Source organism: Butyrivibrio fibrisolvens (assembly GCF_023206215.1).
GTDB classification, from domain to species: Bacteria; Bacillota; Clostridia; order Lachnospirales; family Lachnospiraceae; genus Butyrivibrio; species Butyrivibrio fibrisolvens_C.
The window spans coordinates 1,349,036-1,367,888 of the sequence record NZ_CP065800.1 but is presented as its reverse complement, the minus strand read 5'-3'; the positions used below and the strand labels follow the sequence as shown (position 1 = coordinate 1,367,888).

The window sequence follows — 18,853 nt, the reverse complement described above, 5'->3', positions numbered from 1 at the left end:
ATACATTACTTCGCAAGGTAAGATATGACAAAAATCTTTAATGCTAGTGTTATCATGTCTTTGGTGTCATCTGATCATCTCTGTTGCCACTACTATGTCAGCAGGCACAGGGCTTCCATCAGTTATGATCTGTAGGGATACTTCTTCGCCCTGCTCATAGTAGCCAAGGTCTATCACTTTCTGGCAGGAGGCGTTGCCATACATGGAGATGAACTCGCCGTTTACATATATCTGCAGAGATCTTTCTTCCATGTTGACACGGTTCATGTAGAAATAGAGTTCGCCACTTGCAGTGGCAGTGATCAGGTATTCTGCAGAATCCGAGGATGCGCTTAGGGGATTAACACCCGCGTAGGAGAATACTGTAGTGTAATCAGCATCATTTTGAGGATAGGGATTTTTTAAATCATTATCACCACATAGATAGTTTAGTAACTTCTCCTGAACTTCAAAGGGATTGTCATTATCATCTATTATTGCCAGAAGTGCTTCCACATCGCTTGACGTTATCATTTTATCTTGCAATACATATTCATTCTCTATGATATTGTCTGTAAAGGCTCTCTGGCCAGGTCCTGGCTTAAGGCTTCCATCTGTTATGATGTACTTGATGCCAAGAAGAGCATCGGCGCATCTGGTATTACCTGCTTCGTAGGGAGCATACAGACCGTTATCATTGAAGCCCATCCTGTATAGAAGGAGTCTGTTCTCTATCTGTAGCAGGCTGTTGTAGGATGTAACTCCCTTGTAATCAAAATGAAGGCTTTCATTTGGTGTCATGGGATCAAGCGATACTATGCGGTATGAATCATCGCCATTGTCTCGTATATATTTAAGGTCAGCTTCTATGACTGCTGCCTTAGAACTATATTCAGAGGCGCTTCTGGCCATCATGGATGAGGATGCATATACTTTGATGAAATTGAAGGATAAGTCGGCTATAAGTATAAGTCCCAGTAAGATCAAGGCGTATTTGCGGAGCTTTATATTCTTAGTTCTTCTAGTAATGAGCCACATTATAGCTGTTGCTGCAAGGACTATGGCTATGTTAATCACTACAATCTTGGATGTCATGAACCTGCTGCCGGATTTCCATGCGATCAGCAGCGATATCAAGGTAAGAAGTAATGACACAAGCAGGCTTACATTATGTTCCCGGAGATTCATCAGCTCTTCATAAGCTAAAATGATGCATGCAAATGAAAACAGGAATGAATATCTGTACAGATACCCATAAGGCTGCGTACCTCCATGAGCTAGGATGTTCAGATGCTTGTCGCAGAAAAAGAGGACAAGTGTAAATAAACTAACTCCTGCAATAATTCTCTTCTTGAGTGCTATCCTTGAATTAAAGAAAAACATGATCACGATGATGAGTAAGGCAGTGCCAAAATATATGTTGGGAAGCCCTTCCATGATCTCGATACTGTCATAGCTGCCGCTAAAAAGCTTAGAGATTAGCTTGATCGGAGATAACGATATCTCCTGCGCGCTGGACAGAGGGAGGAAGTGTGCGAATGCATCAGCGCTTTTACCGGAGTGATCCTTGTTGCTGCCGGCAAGGGACATGAAAGCAGGAATCAGGAACCACAGGTCACATACTATTCCTAGTACTACGCCTTCTAATAGGCGCAGAGCTTCTTTGATATGTATTTCTTTTGATACAAATAGTATACCTGTGAAGATTCCTGCGAATAGTAGGATCATTGCGGCGATGTAGTAGTTGGCGTAGAGAATGGCCATTACTGATAATAGCAAGTAGATTATAGGTCTTTGGTTATAAGCATTATCCTTTTCACCATAATACCTAAGGACTTTGACATAGGCTGCAGCAAATAAGGGCATGACGATAACAGCATCAAGCCACATGGAGTTGGTCATATTGGCAACTACCCAGCCGCTGAATGCGAAGGCTGTAGAACAGATGAGGACTATAATGTCTTGTGTGCTTAGGACTGCATTTTGATCACTATGGCAGCTGATAGCACTACCATTAATATCTTCTAAATGAATAGATCTTAGAAATACCCATGTTGTAAGTCCTATGGCTGCGATCTTCAGCATAGTCATAAATGTAACTGACGCTGGGAATAAACGTTCAGGGGCCAGAGCGAAAATGATAAGGAATGGGCTTGTCAGATAATAGGTCCAGGTTCCAAGCATGTTGGAGCCAAGGCCTGAATGAGCAGAGTATAAGAATCCGTCTTTTCCATGGAGTACTGCTTTATAGTAAGCATAAAAGTCCATGTACTGCTGCTTCATATCCTCGTATAGGAATGTTCTGTCGCCAAAAGGCGTGATACGACGTACTGCGCATAGCATGAGAAATAATACGGCAGGTATACAAAATGCAAGGGTTCCTGCGATTATCGTGTTATGATATGCAATCTGCGTATGCTTTGGAAACCGATCTTGAACAGATAACATATCCTGTTCATAAATCCTGTTAAGTTCGGAATCTTCAATTTGATTCAAAGTATTATACTGCGTTTTCATATTTTTTGCCTGAGAATAGTCTAGCCTTTATGATTATGACAACACATCTTATTGCTTTATCATAATACGACTTTCAGTTTTATTCTTTCTTACAAAAATCTAATATCTTCTCATAAGATTACTTCCGAGATAATCTCTCTATCACACAGCTATGCTCTTTGGTAATCTCATCATAATTCACTCCAACCAGCAAGATATCCCCATAATAATCCTTCAATATAGCTGGGTAATTCTTTTCTTTTATCTGCTGTAACGCTGCCGACTCAGTCTTGTTCCATTTAAGCTCAACGATCATCGCCGGCAGATTCGAATCGTTCTTAGGAAGATATACTACGTCGGCCACTCCTTTACCAGATGGTAATTCTTCGACCTTCTGATAGGAATCAATGCAACAAATATATGCAAACTTAATTACATACCTAAGTGCTTGCTCATTATTATAAAAAGTGGGAGCATATTCTGAGCATCTTATATTATCAATAACTTTTGCTACAGCATTACCATTTTCTTCAAGTGTTTCCTTGAAAAGATTTTCAGATTTTTTTACCAAATCAGCAAGTTTAGATCTGCTCTCATTTTTTAACAGAGACTCAAACTCTGTTCTAACCTCTTTATTTGGAATTCTGACCATCTGTGTGTTGTAATCATACGCAAGATATCCCAAATGGATAAGCAGTGTCAGGACATCATCTTTGCTGTTAAAATTCTCAACATCATTATTGAAACTGTTAATATCAACGTGAATATATTCCCCGGCAATCAGTCTGGCTATATCTTCCTGCAAGCCTTTAAAATCCATATTGATGTAAGTAAACAATGTCTCTGCAGCTGTAGTCTTACGCCAATACGATTCCAGTCTCCCCATTTCAATTGCCTGCATCACCGAATAGGGATTGTATATTGGATTTACTCCATCAAAAGAATAACCATCATACCATTCTCTCAGTTCGTCTTCCGATATATTTGTTTTTGATTTCTGACACACTTTCTCTATATCATCTTCGTTAAAACCTGTATACTCAGCGAAACGTCCCGGATTGATAATAGTAAACTCATCGAAATCTGAAACTGCAGATTCTGTTCCATCCTTTTTGATAGGGAGTATTCCTGTCATATATGCTGCAGCTACCGCTCTCGAGGTGAAGTTTCCATTTTTGAACAAACTCCTAAGCAGGTTTAAATATGCGGTCTGGATCTCACTATTATCTTTGGCTTCTCTAATAATAGCGTCCCACTCATCGATAATGAATATAAGTTTCTTGCCGGATTGTCCTACATATTTCAGAAGTATACCTGTAAATGAATCCTCATAATCTACATCTGTAACTGCAGCAATATCCTTTATCACAGCATCCTGTATATCATTGACTATAGAATTGATACTACTACTTTTACTATTGAGATTGGATATAAAGCTTGTGATATCGAGATAGATTACATTAAATGCATTGAGATACTCAGGCTTATCATCTAGTTGTGAGATCTGGTAATTCGAGAACAATTCTCTAGAGTCACAAGTGCAGTCGTAATATGCACACAGCATCTGAGCAGCATATGACTTTCCAAATCTTCTGGGTCGACTGACACACACAAGATTATTGGTTGTGCCAATTTTGGAATTGATGATATCTATCAATCCTGTTTTGTCTATGTAATTTGATCTTATTATTCTTTTAAAGTCTTCATTTCCAGGATTTAAATATATACCCATTTGTTTTACTCCATCTCCAGAAGTCCAAGCGCTGTCTCTTTACTCTTAACTCTCATTAAATTGTCTTGGGGATTTGCTCGGGATAATCGGTTTATACTTCCATACCATACAATCTCACTATCTATAATATATGACTTTAGAAACTGCCTTGTGCCAGTTATCTAATGCTAGCATATAGAGCATCTGATAACTGGCAAAGTGCATTTCTTTAGTCGTTTACTTTACTATCTTCTCAAAATCTGCCTTGCCGTGCTTACAAATAGGACAGATGAAATCATCCGGAAGTTCCTCACCGACATATTCATAACCGCAGATCCTGCATCTCCAGATAGTCTCGCCCTTTGGTGTGGTGCCTACTGCCTGGGGCTTTGGCTTAATGTCGCTCTGATAATATTCATATGTACATGAAGGTACATCAGACAGAACTGTCATAAATGTCGGCTCACAGATGAAAAGTGTATGTGAACCAAGGTCAACTTCCTGCTCTACCTTAAGGGAGAAGTATGCATTGGTACCGGAAGTGATATATGGGATGCCGTTATCAGCAATCTCATATACCTTAGATTGGGCGCCTTCGTTCAATGCTTTTGATAAGGCATCGATAGCATCCGGTGCGAACTTATCAACGTCTCTTCCGGATTGGAAACCGAAGTGTTTGAAAAGGTTGAAGCTTGCCTCTTTGCTGATGACAGATATGTTGCAGGCTCCTGACTCTTTGATCATGTCGTGAGTAAAGTTAGCCTTATTGATAGCAATAGATATTCTATTAGGTTCTGACGCAACCTGAACTGCAGTGTTGGTGATACATCCGTTCATCTTGTCGCCTCTGACTGCGGTGCAAACGAATAGACCGTAGGATAACTTGTACATTGCTTTGGTGTTCATTTCAGCCATAACCTTTCCTCCTTTTGAGACTGTGAGTGTTATACTATTACAGTTTACTATTTGGTTTCTATTGAATTTGCTTTATCATCACAACGCCATTTTTACCTTACACCTCTTTTTGTAACAAGCCACACCATATTTTATTAGTGTATCCATTCCATCATCTATCAGAGACCTTGAATAATTCTTTTCTTCAATTTGTCTCAAAGTCTAGTAATTCTTTACAACTCACTTCGAATCCAACGGAAAGATCATCTTTTCAATTTTACATTCATGCTTTTTTGTCTTCGAATCGTAATTAATGCCACATAGGATAACTTCACCACTAATGTTTTCAAAAATCTTAGGATAATTTCTTTCTGCAATCTGTTTAATCGCGCCGTCAGCACTACTATTCATCTTCAATTCAATAAGAAGTACCGGCAATCTCTCGCCAGGATTAGGAATATACACTACATCTGCATATCCGCGCCCTGAAGGAAGCTCTTCAACTTTAATATAGTTATTAGCACAGCTGATGTATGCAAACTTAACGACAGAACGTAGCGCCTGCTCATCGTTATAGAACAACGGAGATATTCCAAATGTTCCTGCGCTATGAGCTTCTTCCACCGCCTTTGCAACCGCCTCTTCATTTCCATCTATAGTGTCTGCTATAAGCTGATCAGAATTCCTGATGATTCTGGTCGTAGCATCATGACTTCCAATACGAACTGTACTGATGAACTCCCTTCTGATTTCTTCATTTGGAATTCTTGCTTTTCCTGTATTAGCATCATAAGCTAGATATCCCAAATGAATAAGGAGTGACAGCACATCATCTCTACTCTGAACAGATGTCATATCATTTTGGAATGTAGCGGTATCTACAGGCATCTCATTCCCACCAATCATCTGAATAATATCTGCCTGTAATCCATCCTTATCCAAATTGATATACTCAAGCAAAGCCTCATATGTCTCTGTCTTGGACCAATATGAATCATATACACCGGTTCTTACTGCCTGACACACAGAGTTTGGATTATAAACATCTCCAACTTGGGCAAAAGAATATCCGTCGTACCATTTCTTAAGCTTTGCTTTATTAACTGTATAGCTAGATGCAAGATTATCAATGTCATCTTTGGTAAAACCCACATATTCAGCAAATATTGAGGGCTGTATCATTGTATATTCTCTGAAATCAGAAATCGCAGATTGATGCCCATATTTCTTGATCGGAAGGATTCCGGTCATAAAAGCTCCTGCAATAGCTCTATCAGTCACATTGCCATTCTTAAATACTTCTCTGAGGAAATCTATATATTCTTCCTGAAGCTTAGTCTTCTCCTTATATTCTCTAAAAAGTGCATCCCACTCATCTATTACAAAAAAGAATTTATCAGAAGAATGTTCTGCCACATTAACAAGCAATTCGCCAAGAGAATTACCCTGCATATCAGGATACTCTTCTTTTATTTCATCTATTATTGATGCTCTGATTTTTTTAACGATACCATCTATGTTGTTAGAGCTAGAAATAAAGCCTGTAATATCAAGATAGATCACCTGATATTTATTTAAATGCTTTCTATATGAATCAAACTTTGAGATCACTTTATCATCAAAAAGAGATGATGAATCGCATGTTTTTCCATAATATGCGCACAACATCTTAGCCGTATATGATTTACCAAAACGGCGTGGTCTGCTGATACACGTGAGTTTGTCAGTGGTATTTATTGTCTTGTTAATAGACTCGATAATGCCGGTTTTATCAACATATATTCCATTTAATATGGATTTGAAATTCTCGTTTCCCGGATTAAGAAATAATCCCATAGGTCCTCCAACAGACTGTTTTGCTAGTCTTAATCTGAATCACCAGCTCCTACATACCATTATCTTTCTTTTCTATATTAAACATAAATCAGCCTTCTTTTCTGTGTATTAACTTAGCAAAATATCACCACTATTCCTATTATACACTGATTATAACAGCTTCGTGTGCTACTATTTTTATACGTTATTCTGCACTTATCTATAAATAAGAATAGTAAAAAGAAATAACAAACTAGCAGCGAACGTAAAAGTGAACGCTATTTTTTGCGTTCACTTTTACGTTCGCTTTTATGTTTTCAGTAATTTTATAAAAAATCTCCATTTCAACTATATGACACCAGCTCTTATACCTGTCCCACGACAACCTTATACCTACGTCTAAGCATATTTAATGTTCTATCTGTGTACCCAACTTTTTTGTCATTCTGAAGCCTTCCTAAAACAATACCTGGATCTCTACCTATTTTCTCTGCAAATCTTTTTATAGAGGAAGTATCGAATCTGTTCTCTCTCAAAAATTCTTTATAATCAGTTGGATTAATAAGCATGTTCTGAGCATATATATCAGCTCTTTCCTCTATTTCTCCTTTCTCCTTATCAAAGGATATTCCAAAATCCCCATTCATGATATGCCCTATTTCATGAAACAATGTGAACCAAAAGGTATCGGCATATAGTCTTCTGTCATTAACCATAAGCATAATATTATTACCAATCTTCTTTGTGGCACCATTGGTATTTGATCCTGTCATATTGGGCAATACCACAAATATAACTCCCGCATTATAGAAAGCTTTTTTATTCTTTTAAGAAATTCCTTGTGGTTAGTTGTCTGAGTCAACGCATAACGAACCGCTTCTTCAAATTTCTTTTATCAAACCTAGGGGCTTCTACTTCCAAAGCTTTATTTGTTGCTATCTGAACCATAGCATTTGCTTTAACAACACTGGACTCACTCATTTCGAGTTTACTTCTAAAGTTCGCAGCCATATCTTCTTTTTTTAGGACTGTTAATGATGAAACCTTAAGGAATCCTCTCGTCTCTGCAATTTGCGCTTCCTTTTTCCTAGGATGATCTTGAAGTCCATAATTAGTTCTGAAATACTTATAATCCAGGTATTCGAATACCTTCTTTTCATTTTCCAATTCTTTGTCTGATTCAAACTCTGCTACTAAAGTGTCATATCCTTTTTGAAGATTAAGCCAATATCCAATAGTCGTTCCCGTAAGTCTTGATAACTTCATTGCAATGTCATTTGATAATCTCTGTTCTCCGCGAATAAGAATACTCAAATTCTTTGGTGTAGTATCAAGCCTCTTCGCAAAGTCTTCCTGTGTAAGTCCACTTGTTTCAACCAATTCCTTTATGTAGTATCCTGGATGAAATGCGACTTTATCTTTATATTCAATATAATTACTCATAATGGTTACTCACTTCCTTAATCTCAACAATTTCAACAATTTCAGCAATTTCATCTATATTACAGGGATCAAATGGTTTTTTATTATCATCAAGCGGCCTTAGTATTATTCTCCAAGGTTCCTTCTTGGTTTTTACATCAATTGCGAAATACCCTTTATACTTATTCTTGCCCTTGTCATGCAATTCGTGAAATCTAAATTGTGGTTGTACAATAATATCTTTTATTATCTCTGCACTACTAAGTGCAGCAATCCTTGCGTGTAAACTTAGAGCCAAAGCCTTGTTACCGCCAAATAATTTCTGCGCATTCTTTATGCTCGTACATTGGTTTTCGACTTTTGAGTCGCTATATATTATTTCCACATAATGCCCTCCTTTTAGATTACCTATCGGGTAATTTTATTATACCACTTGTTTAGTTTTATTCAATATCATTCCATGAATAAAGGCAACAACCACGACAATATCGCGATTGTTGCCTATAGCAGCAGGCTTTCCAACGGTCCAATCGAATCAATAAACAGGAAGATAAAGGATCTGAAGCGCATGGGCAAAGGCTTCAAGACCTTTGAGCACTTCCGCAACCGTTTCTTGTATTCAACCAGATCTGTACCTGTACTTAACGGTATATCTGACTATAACCCTGTTGTTTATTTAGAAGATGATGATTTTTAGGAGGATTTGAAAATGCTTGATTATTGTGCTTTCAGTAAAGACCACAAATGTATCAAATGAATTGATTATCAAATATTGTTACAAGAAATAGAGGAAGCTGAAACTCTCTGTCAAGGTAACTGGATTGAGATAGAAAAACAGTACAACTATATCCTGGAACTACAGGCGATCCTTAATGAACACGGAATAGATTATCCTATCTTATTGTAACTATATCAGAGGGTCTGGCATAACAATTCCAGCCCCTCAAGTTTGCCCCTCACGAACAACCCTCACAATCACCCCTCACGAACAATATCAAAAAAAGAGTCACCCCTCATAAACTTTGACAAACCCTCACAAAGTTTGATTACCCCCTTTATGCCCACAAAAAAGTGCTGCATAAAGGCCATACAATCCTGCTCCTATTATTATTCTGTCAAATTTATTAATTTCATTCATATTTATCCATCAGACTAATATCAGATTTAAAACAATTAAAAAAGATACAAAATCTTGATTGATCACATATAATCTATATATATGCGAATCTCAAAATAGTCAATCAGATTATACTCTTGTTGACCTAAATATGCCTTAAAAATCTCATCCTTATTATCAATAACAACTATAGGTAACTTGTAATACTAAATTCCCCCCTCGAATCAGCAAACACTCTCTCCATCAATTCTACTGTCGGTCTAAGTCCCGCTAAATATTCAATCTGTTTTTCTTCTTTAGCAGCCTTTAGTAAATTATATATTTTATCCTTCTTATCCCTCATTGGCTCCAATAGAACTATTGTTTTCAGCAATTTTTCATCTTTTATTATATTTGTAATACAATCTAAAGCAGTTTTATCAATAGCATAATTATCACCTAACATATTCATTATTTCATATGCACTTCGTTTAGCAGTGAATCCCTTCTTGTCAATAATTTTCCAAAAGTCATAAGATAATAAATGTTCTATTTCATACGGTATATCTATTTTTCTTCTATATATACTTTTTATTTCATCTGAAGGCTCTACATATTTAACAGTTACCTGCGCACTAGATCTCTTATTTTTATAAATATCACTATTCGTCAACGTTGTTTTAGCATTAATACCTGCTTTGTCTTTATCAAATAAAACAAGAAGTTTACTCTTATTTCCACTATAGATCCAAGCATATGCTAAATCTACTAATTTCGAGCATCCTCCTTCTCCATCTTTTGTATACAATCTCAACTTTTTCTTCTTAATCATATCATGCAATACTGGTGAAAAATATTTAATCGCTAATTCAAGATATTGTTTATCCGTTTTTCCTTCAACAAATATTGTCGAAACATCAGTAAAACCATTTTGATCAGCTCTAATCTTCGCCTCTTCGATTTGCCGTTCTTTTTCAGCAATATATGGCGCTACTAAAGGCATTAACCCCATTTTTTCACCAATTAACGTCTTATTATCTCCAGGAATCAATCTTGTTCCAAAGTTTTGTTCCCCACAAGAAACAAAAATCACTTGTGACGATTCAGTATTATCAATAGTATAAAACGCTGGGGAATGCGTTGTAATAAACATTTGAATATCACTCGAATAATCCATAAAATCTTTTGTCATTAAAAATGCTCTTGATAATTCTACGCCATTTTCTGGTTCTTCAAATCCCCAAATTGTGGCAACTTTCATAGACCCCTGATTTCTCGTCTTCTGGTCTTCATCAGCAATATATTTCAAAATAATAGGAATGTGCCTTGCTTGTATACCATCACCACGCATGTCTAATGGAATAACATAATCGCTTTCCTCTCCTTTTGTTTGAAAAACAAGCGTTCTAAATAGTTCGCTCAAATTATCTGGTATTGATAGTTTACTATTGAGTCCAACTCTAAAATTCACCTCATTGCTTATTTGAACTGTATATGTTCGAAGAACATCTGAAAAGCTTTTAACTGAGCTTTCAAGTGGACTATCTAATACTGCCGAAACTGTATAATATAAATCAGACAATAGCGATTTATAATACTCTTTGCTTTTCACAGCAGGAACATATCTATATTTAATCCTCTTTAACGTACCTGGAACTCTTGACCGATCAGAAGGGTTTTCTCCTTCAGCATTTGTAATATTTTCAGATGTATAGTCGTTTGTTCTCCATACTTTACGCCAGGTAAATTCTCCTTTTTCCTTATATGAATCAGGTATAGTAAATTTTATTTCTATAACAATTTCTTTGGTTCCATGACTTTTTTGCGGAAAAAGGTATGAAAAATCTTTTTGAAAATTAAAAGGCTGCCCATAATCAGTTTGCCCATTAAAAAACAGATTAAGTGCTTTCAATACATTTGATTTTCCAACATCGTTTAGTCCAACAAAAACATTTAGATTTTTAGCTTCAATTAATTCATTTCTTATACTTCTGAAATTCTTTATCCTTATTGACTTTATCACTATTCTATTATTCATTGCTTATCCATCCTAATTAGTGTATGCTCAGTCCGCCAAATTGATAGAATCCGTTGGTCAAGTTCACTTTGAGTCACATCGTATTGCCAAGCTATAATATCACAACGCTCATCCTGTAATAATTCGAATAAGATTCGCCACATCTGTCCTTGGATTACAATCTTTTGATGGCCAATTTACTCCTTCGTACCTCTGTGTAAGCTTATTAACATTCTCCAATGCTACCGATAACTTATCTTTGCATAATTCATAACTATCGAAATTCTTTTCATAATTAGCTTCCTGTATAATTCAAAGTGTAGATGAAACAAGTAGTTCTGGATATTAAGAGATACCTCAGTTAAACTGTTTATTGCTGACCCGTCGAAGTTGGCAAAAACAGAAAAAGAGAGGTATCTACAAATGAATTCTACACAAAACAAAAAGATTAGACAAGTGACAGAAAAGACAATGATTGTCGGTATTGATGTTGGAAGCGTTAAGCACTATTTCAGGGCTTTTGATTGGAGAGGAATCGAACTCACCAGAAGACCTATCCCATTCACCAATTCAATGGAGGGATTCAACGCTTTCCATGATGTAGTAAATGACCTGATGGACAAGAACAACCTTGAGATTACCCTTGTAGGTCTGGAACCCACGGGGCACTACTGGTTTAACCTTGGGCAGTATATGAATGGCAAAAATATAAAGTTTGTCATGGTTAATCCTCATCATGTACATAAGTCCAAAGAGCTTGACGATAACAGTCCGTCAAAGAATGACTGTAAAGATCCTAAGGTCATTGCTAATCTCGTAAGAGATGGCCGCTACTTCTACACATATATGCCATCAGGAATATATGCGGAACTCAGAAATGCTTCAAACCGTAGATTTACATTGGTAGAGGAGCAGATACGTTGTAAGAACAGGATTCATAAATGGATCAGCGTATATTTCCCTGAATACAAAGGAATTTATACACATATAGATGCCAAGGGAGGCATACTCCTTTTAAAGAATGCACCTACTCCGGAAGATATAATAGAGATTGGTGTTGAAGGTATCATTAAGATATGGAAGGACGCAAAACTGCGTGGAAATGGTCATAAGAAGGCCATAACCATATTTAATAGGGCTTTGAACAGTATAGGCTTTAAGGAAGGTCTTACTGAGGCCAGAATCGAAATAAAGGATCTCATAGAGGATTATGAGACACAGACAAAACGGCTTGAACAGATCAATGATCTGATCAAGAACCTCACCCTTCAGATAAAGCATGTGGATAAGTTGCTTGAGATAAAGGGTGTAGGGATAATAACAGTAGCAGGTTTTATAGCGGAAGTTGGAGATATCACGCGCTTTGATAATTCCAAAGAACTTCAGAAACTTGCTGGATTGGAACTGGTAGAAGACAGTTCTGGAAAGCATAATGGCAAGACCAAGATAAGTAAAAGAGGGCGAAAGCGCTTGAGATATCTGCTCATTCAGGCAGCCATATCGGTTATCGGAAAGAATGCAGAATTCAAGCAGATCCATAATTATTACACTACCAGAAATGACAATCCGTTAAAGAAGATGCAGTCGGTAACAGCAGTAGCCTGTAAGCTGATAAGAGTATTCCATGTAGTCCTTGTAAAAGGAGTCAGCTACGATGCATCAAAGATGCTTGAGGACATCAAGTATCCGGGAGGAGCAAAGCTTATAGCTGCATAATCCCACAACTCACAGCTATTACAGGAAGCGTCCACCGCAAGGTGCTGTAATGCAAAGTGTTTTGGATCAGTAACAAACAAAGAGTGAGCTGGTAGCCAGCAGGAATTTTTTCCGGAGGGCTTTGACCCTGTTGATTAGCTGAGCTGGCACCCTGGTTATGGATAGGCAGAACGAAGGAAGTGAGGACTCCCCTTGCTGGGATGATCCTGTTGGACATGAGAGGTGAGCTGCCATATAGGGATGGGTATACATCGAGGCCATTTAAATCGTAATCATAAGACGTTTTATTTGGAGTACCCATTTATACCTATATATCTGTCATTTATAGACAAGGATTACTCCATAACCTAAGTTCTACTCATACTGAGGATAGAAAAAAACTTGAAATTACTGAAGAAAACACTTGATTATATGGAGAGGTATATATTTTTTTAAGTCTTTTATAACCGCATCACCATCTGCATAGAACTTTGTTGTAAACCTATAATGAAGAAGAAACCATATCTCAAATACTGGGTTGGATACAATGAATGAAATAGCTTCATTCTTGTTCTCTTTGATTAACGAAATGACCTTTTCAGCTTTGTTGGAATCATTATCTATATCAAGCACAACGAAACCCTTATCGCCACTTGCAGCAGACAATCCCAGCTCTTTCCATTTTGCAGTCAGCGTTTTATATAGAGATTCTGCATCTGTCTTATTACCTGCTTTTACAAAACGTATATAATAATCTTTTCCCTGCTCCTGAAAATGGGATAGATACATCGTTTCAGTCTTATTTCTTCCCTCGGCCACGATCAAGTATGTGACTCTTTCTTTTTTTGCCTTAGTTCCTCTCTTCTTAAGGGATATATCTCTTTTGGTCATTATAGTTCCTCCCCTCGAATATAAGGGATTGCACCATAACGCCCAAGAAGGTAACCCTTTTCGATGTTATCTGTCTTTCTAACAGGAAATTCATCTAAAGAATAGAGATCCGATACTCCGGTTTTATTATTCTTTTCTGTAAAATATACCTGATCTCTTCTAAATGTAGACAATGACATCAGTGAAGTATCATGCGTTGTAAAAATCAACTGTGCACCAGCTTTATTAATCTCCTTGTCTCTGAACATATTTATAATATGCCTTACAATAAATGTATGAAGGCTCTTATCAATCTCATCTATGACTACCGTCACACCCTTTTCAAAGGCATCTTTCAAAAAAGGTCCTAAAATAAAAAGCTGATTCGTACCTAATGACTCTTCTCCTATACCCAATGGGTAATTTTTTACATTGCCTTCTTCACCTATCAAATGTTCTGTTAATACATTTATACGTTCCAATTCCTGTGTCATCATTGTTTGTACAGGTTGCCCATTGATCATAGCCTGTGTTACTGGAACAGTTATTGGAGTATCTACCCTGGTTTTCTTAACTTCAATATTTATTTTTGAAATATTGATATCTGCAACCTGAAGTAAATGCTCTGTAAAATCAATATACTCGTCTTTATCAACACCTTTGTACAGATCCATAGAAATATTGGCTATGTTCTGCGCATCTGTAAAGGTTGTCATTTTCTCTGTAAGCCACTTATATGGAATCATTGTACACTCTGTATTCCAGTTAGTTGCTGTAGCAAGAAAAAGCTTATTTAGTGTATTGAACCTTACAAGTGGCTCTAGAACAGGCTTTTGCGATGTAAACTCGTAGTTTTCACCTTTACGCTCAAAAATCAATGTAGGTCTTTGGCTAGAATACTTATATAAGTACTCCTCATGAACTTGCATTGCATCAGCAACAAAACCATATACATATCTATTGCCATCTCCAGCGACGAAGATAAACTCAAACTCAGAGGGTTCCTTAACCGTCATCTCATCAAATTTGAAAGGGACTATTGCTGTCATTGGCTGATTAATCTGGATAAGATTTGAGCTCTTAATATAATTAAGCGCAACTGTCATCGCTTTAAATAGGCTTGTCTTTCCAGACGCATTGGCTCCATAAATTGCTGCAAGATTGGATGACTTATAGCCATTTATCTCATTTATATTTTCCGGATGCGCTGTATCTACTGATGGATTTAATGCAAGAACAGCCTTTTCCTTAAATGACATAAAATTTTTTACAGAAAACTGAATAAGCATATACTCAAACCATCCTTTCTAGTTTGAGTATATGCTTATAATTTGGAAAAGTCAATTTATAAAAACATTTTTTGTTGTTTTTTTGCAAATTTCACTTTTATATTCTAGATTTTAAGAAATAAGCTTTTAAGAAATAGCCTCTAATTTACAGCTATCAAAAGATCAGTTCTATTACTGGAAGCGTAAGCTTAGGGATAAGTTTGTTGAATCCCAGCTTCCAGATATTATCCCCATCTCTTCTCAAATTTCGGAACCGTGTTGCACAAGTTGTACAACTGATGCAACAGTTCCAACTCCTTCTTCGGTAATCATATCAATCAACGGCATTTCCATTGAGATCACCGAGAATACCTCTGAGCTTTTGCTTGCAAAGGTTATAAAGGTGGTGCGCAATGCTTGAAGATGCTGATTTTAATTACTTCCCCGCTGTCTATGTCGTTTGTGGCCGAACGGATATGCGCTATGGAATAGATTCTCTTGCTGCCCTTATTAAAAAAGATTCAAAGTGGATCTCTTTGTTCCGAACACACTGTTTCTTTTCTGCGGAACATCTGCTTCCAAGATTAAAGGACTTTTATAGGAAGGAGAAGGATGAGAAAAAAGCCATCCCTTCCACTACTTATCCAACTTCTTCTCCTTAGCAATATAAATCGGCCTATTCTTAACCTCCATATAAATCCTAGCCAGATACTCCCCAATAACCCCAAGAAGCAATATGATCACGCCGCCAAGAAATAGTAGCAGCAATATAATAGTAGTCGTATCCTGCCATGGACGGGCACCTGTAACAGACATTACATACAACCTGATTGCATATACAAATGATATACCTATTACCAGAAATCCCAAATATATAACTGCTCTTAGCGGCGTAGTTGCAAACGCAATGATACCTGTCTTAGCATAATTCCACAGGCCTCGATAATTCCACTTACTGTCTCCATCGGCACGCTCAACATTCTCATATTCTATCCACTTGGACTTAAATCCAATCCAGGAGTATATACCCTTGATGAAGCGTTCATGCTCTCTCATAGATACAATAGCATCAGCAACCTGCTTCTTCATAAGTCTATAATCTGTCATGCCCGGAGCCAGCTTCATACCGGTAGCCCAGTTGATAGTATGATAAAAAGCATTAGAGAAGAAATTCCTGATCTTGGACTCCTTCTCTCTATTCACTCTCCTAGCTGTTGCGCAGTCATAGCCTTCTACTTCTATCGCATGCAGCATCTCCACAAGAAGATGCGGCGGGTGCTGGAGATCGGCGTCCATAAGGGCCACATAATCACCATCTGCATTCTCAAGACCTGCATATATGGCAGATTCCTTACCAAAATTCCTGGCAAAAGAGATATATCGCACGTTACTGCCAGCCGTACCAGCAAGCTTCACTATGCGCTCTAAGGTATCGTCCTGACTTCCATCATCTATATACAATACACTCCACTCATAAGTCTTAAGCTCTGTACTGAACAGGTCTTTCTGAAGCATTATATATAAGCTCTACACATCTAGTTTCATTGAAACATGGTATTACAATATCAATCTTGTTCATGTCATTGTCCTTGAAATACTAATTAAATTATTGTAAGAAAAAAGATGTCTGGAGAATTCCAAACATCTTAATTATAGCATAAGATAAAGCTCAAAATCGGTATTCCTTTACATTCTTCATTCAATACACAAGAACTCTTCAAAGGTAGCGTTACTCAAAATACATCATTTATTTTGATGAACATCATGTATATGTATCTAAAGATAATGATGGAAGTATCATAGCAGCTTCAGAAAAATGTGCGTGGTAAGATAAATTTACCATTTCAATTTTGCAAATTATACATTGTAAAACTCACCCCTATCAAGCCAACGAGCATAGTGTTCACATTTTGTTAACAGAACACGGTATCAATGTTTATATCCTGGAAGTTTTGATGTGATTATTTGAAATTTTCTTTTAAACCTTTTCATTATATTGTGCTCCTCATTAAAAGACTAAACCAACAACAGACGTTATACATGACATCCTCATACGGTAATTTAAGCATCATTTCTTTACCCGGATGCTTAGGTAGATTAGGTATATTTAATGGGTTCCTCCTTCTTGTTACGCATTTGTTGTACTCATTGATAGACAGATAAGCCAGCTCCCATACATATCTGTCATTGTAGTAATAATCCATGTAATCATCCACATAGTAATTTACCTGATCAAAATTGATACACTCAGCTATTGCATATACTCAACTATACGTACCTGTTAATGCAACCATATCCTTGAGATAATTTCTCAAATATATATAGGGCGTTATTCCATTCTGCTACTCTTTCCAATGCTTCCAACCGGAATTTGTTAGTCTGCCAAACTGTGCTTCGTGATTAGTACTGTTTCACTTACAAAGTAAATATATATGTATCCAAATTCCTGCAAAAAACGAGTATTTTTGATATCAAGTACTCATAGATGAGGACTTTCGTCATTTCAACACCAATACAAACTATTGATATTAGTTATTATCAATTAACAAATTCCGATAAACTACACATCATCCTTTTCTGTATTTCCATATACAATAAATAGCCCTAAATCCATCCTTAATTCCTATCTTCTTCCCCTCTTCATTTGTTCTAGGATAATATGAAATAGGAACTTCTTTTATCTTAATACCCATATTAGAAACTTTTGCAGTAATCTCTGGTTCAAATCCAAAACGATTTTCTTTAATATCAACTTTTTGTATTATTTCCCTCTTAAAACACTTATAACACGTTTCCATATCTGTAAGTTTCTGGCTAGTAAATAAATTGGAAATTTTAGTAAGAACTTTGTTAGCTATCCGATTAGAAAAATAGCCCTTCGCTTGCTGACCTAAAAATCTTGAGCCATAACACACATCACATTCACCTTTAATTATAGGCTCTACTACCTTCTGGTATTCATTAGGGTCATATTCTAGATCAGCATCTTGTATTATTACAACATCCCCTGTAGCATGTGCAAATCCTGTACGCAGTGCACCTCCCTTACCTGAATTTTCTTCATGATATACAATTTTACTCACCAACGGCTTAATATCTCGTTCAAGAACCTCTCTAGTTCCATCATTGCTAAGATCATCAACGACTATAATCTCCTTATTATCGATAGGAGCCATCAATACCTTATCTATTATTTTTGTAATACTATCTTTTTCATTATAACAAGGTATAACTACTGAAAGCTTGTAATTCTTCATATCCATTTTAATGTCTCTCCATGTTTAACCTAATTATTTCGAATAAAAGCCTTTCCCTATATCATTTGAATCAAAAAGAAAGACATTTTCATCATACGTCATAGTACAAGGTAAAGGCGCATCACCCAATCTATAGTCTCCAGCCGGAACAAACACTCCGATCGGTTCATCTCCGTTAATATACTTTATTTCTACTGGATTAGATTTTATCGGAACCGTCTTTAGCGGGTTTTTAGATGTAATGATACATATTGTTATATGTATGATATATTACAATAACAAAAATAATCCAACCCTTCATACCATTTATAGTACCAATTCTATTATTTGTTT

At 36.7% G+C, this 18,853-nt stretch carries 15 protein-coding genes; 3 read left to right on the top strand and 12 right to left on the bottom strand.

Annotation, left to right across the window (positions count from 1 at the left end; all coding sequences use genetic code 11):
- Positions 1-66: 66 nt before the first annotated feature.
- From I7804_RS05550 to I7804_RS05520, 7 genes are all read right to left on the bottom strand, one after another.
- Entirely contained in the window at positions 67-2,496 is a 2,430-nt protein-coding gene (locus I7804_RS05550) for a YfhO family protein (protein ID WP_248405367.1), read from the bottom strand.
- A 118-nt stretch (positions 2,497-2,614) separates the two neighbouring features.
- Positions 2,615-4,207 (bottom strand): AAA family ATPase, encoded by a 1,593-nt coding sequence (locus I7804_RS05545; protein WP_248405366.1) that lies wholly within the window; start codon positions 4,205-4,207, stop codon positions 2,615-2,617.
- A gap of 216 nt (positions 4,208-4,423) precedes the next feature.
- Positions 4,424-5,092, bottom strand: coding sequence for a flavin reductase (locus I7804_RS05540; RefSeq protein ID WP_248405941.1), 669 nt, complete (start codon positions 5,090-5,092; stop codon positions 4,424-4,426).
- 228 nt (positions 5,093-5,320) lie between these two features.
- Positions 5,321-6,916, bottom strand: coding sequence for an AAA family ATPase (locus I7804_RS05535; RefSeq protein ID WP_248405365.1), 1,596 nt, complete (start codon positions 6,914-6,916; stop codon positions 5,321-5,323).
- Positions 6,917-7,260: 344 nt separating this feature from the next.
- On the bottom strand, positions 7,261-7,668 hold the full coding sequence (locus I7804_RS05530; protein ID WP_248405364.1) for an ImmA/IrrE family metallo-endopeptidase: 408 nt from the start codon (positions 7,666-7,668) through the stop codon (positions 7,261-7,263).
- Between the two features lie 85 nt (positions 7,669-7,753).
- Positions 7,754-8,338: a HigA family addiction module antitoxin gene (locus I7804_RS05525; protein ID WP_248405363.1), complete on the bottom strand. Its 585-nt coding sequence runs from the start codon at positions 8,336-8,338 to the stop codon at positions 7,754-7,756.
- Entirely contained in the window at positions 8,331-8,702 is a 372-nt protein-coding gene (locus I7804_RS05520; RefSeq protein ID WP_248405362.1) for a hypothetical protein, read from the bottom strand. Before I7804_RS05520 ends, I7804_RS05525 begins: the two co-directional genes overlap by 8 nt.
- Before the next feature lie 75 nt (positions 8,703-8,777).
- Between I7804_RS05520 and I7804_RS05515 the strand changes: the two genes are divergently transcribed.
- Both I7804_RS05515 and I7804_RS19250 read left to right on the top strand, forming a co-directional pair.
- The gene (locus I7804_RS05515; RefSeq protein WP_248405361.1) at positions 8,778-9,014 is read left to right on the top strand and encodes a transposase; all 237 of its coding nucleotides are present in this window, start codon (positions 8,778-8,780) and stop codon (positions 9,012-9,014) included.
- Between the two features lie 75 nt (positions 9,015-9,089).
- Positions 9,090-9,224, top strand: coding sequence for a mobility-associated LCxxNW protein (locus tag I7804_RS19250; RefSeq protein ID WP_334303703.1), 135 nt, complete (start codon positions 9,090-9,092; stop codon positions 9,222-9,224).
- Positions 9,225-9,621: 397 nt separating this feature from the next.
- Here the strand turns inward: I7804_RS19250 and I7804_RS05505 are convergent, their stop codons facing one another.
- Positions 9,622-11,451: an ATP-dependent nuclease gene (locus I7804_RS05505; protein ID WP_248405360.1), complete on the bottom strand. Its 1,830-nt coding sequence runs from the start codon at positions 11,449-11,451 to the stop codon at positions 9,622-9,624.
- Between the two features lie 402 nt (positions 11,452-11,853).
- Here I7804_RS05505 and I7804_RS05500 point away from each other — a divergent pair, with 402 nt between their 5' ends.
- Positions 11,854-13,146 (top strand): IS110 family transposase, encoded by a 1,293-nt coding sequence (locus I7804_RS05500; protein ID WP_248404858.1) that lies wholly within the window; start codon positions 11,854-11,856, stop codon positions 13,144-13,146.
- Between the two features lie 387 nt (positions 13,147-13,533).
- On the opposite strand, the gene I7804_RS05495 is transcribed toward I7804_RS05500, so the two are convergent.
- The 4 genes from I7804_RS05495 to I7804_RS05480 all read right to left on the bottom strand — a co-directional run bounded on the left by I7804_RS05495 (position 13,534) and on the right by I7804_RS05480 (position 18,526).
- Complete coding sequence (locus tag I7804_RS05495) at positions 13,534-14,016, bottom strand: RloB family protein (protein WP_248405359.1); 483 nt, start codon at positions 14,014-14,016, stop codon at positions 13,534-13,536.
- Positions 14,016-15,254 (bottom strand): ATP-binding protein, encoded by a 1,239-nt coding sequence (locus tag I7804_RS05490; RefSeq protein ID WP_248405358.1) that lies wholly within the window; start codon positions 15,252-15,254, stop codon positions 14,016-14,018. Before I7804_RS05490 ends, I7804_RS05495 begins: the two co-directional genes overlap by 1 nt.
- A 645-nt stretch (positions 15,255-15,899) precedes the next feature.
- Positions 15,900-16,778 (bottom strand): glycosyltransferase family 2 protein, encoded by an 879-nt coding sequence (locus tag I7804_RS05485; RefSeq protein WP_248405357.1) that lies wholly within the window; start codon positions 16,776-16,778, stop codon positions 15,900-15,902.
- Positions 16,779-17,830: 1,052 nt separating this feature from the next.
- A complete protein-coding gene (locus I7804_RS05480) occupies positions 17,831-18,526 on the bottom strand; it encodes a glycosyltransferase family 2 protein (protein ID WP_248405355.1) in 696 nt (231 codons plus the stop codon).
- Positions 18,527-18,853 lie beyond the last annotated feature (327 nt).

Coding starts and splice junctions, on each gene's coding strand:
- I7804_RS05485 (WP_248405357.1), bottom strand. CDS start 16,778: ATGCTTCAGAAAGACCTGTTCAGTACAGAGCTTAAGACTTATGAGTGG.
- I7804_RS05540 (WP_248405941.1), bottom strand. CDS start 5,092: ATGAACACCAAAGCAATGTACAAGTTATCCTACGGTCTATTCGTTTGC.
- I7804_RS05490 (WP_248405358.1), bottom strand. CDS start 15,254: ATGTCATTTAAGGAAAAGGCTGTTCTTGCATTAAATCCATCAGTAGAT.
- I7804_RS05515 (WP_248405361.1), top strand. CDS start 8,778: ATGAATAAAGGCAACAACCACGACAATATCGCGATTGTTGCCTATAGC.
- I7804_RS05550 (WP_248405367.1), bottom strand. CDS start 2,496: ATGAAAACGCAGTATAATACTTTGAATCAAATTGAAGATTCCGAACTT.
- I7804_RS05530 (WP_248405364.1), bottom strand. CDS start 7,668: ATGACAGGATCAAATACCAATGGTGCCACAAAGAAGATTGGTAATAAT.
- I7804_RS05535 (WP_248405365.1), bottom strand. CDS start 6,916: ATGGGATTATTTCTTAATCCGGGAAACGAGAATTTCAAATCCATATTA.
- I7804_RS05495 (WP_248405359.1), bottom strand. CDS start 14,016: ATGACCAAAAGAGATATATCCCTTAAGAAGAGAGGAACTAAGGCAAAA.
- I7804_RS05525 (WP_248405363.1), bottom strand. CDS start 8,338: ATGAGTAATTATATTGAATATAAAGATAAAGTCGCATTTCATCCAGGA.
- I7804_RS05480 (WP_248405355.1), bottom strand. CDS start 18,526: ATGGATATGAAGAATTACAAGCTTTCAGTAGTTATACCTTGTTATAAT.
- I7804_RS05505 (WP_248405360.1), bottom strand. CDS start 11,451: ATGAATAATAGAATAGTGATAAAGTCAATAAGGATAAAGAATTTCAGA.
- I7804_RS05545 (WP_248405366.1), bottom strand. CDS start 4,207: ATGGGTATATATTTAAATCCTGGAAATGAAGACTTTAAAAGAATAATA.
- I7804_RS05500 (WP_248404858.1), top strand. CDS start 11,854: ATGAATTCTACACAAAACAAAAAGATTAGACAAGTGACAGAAAAGACA.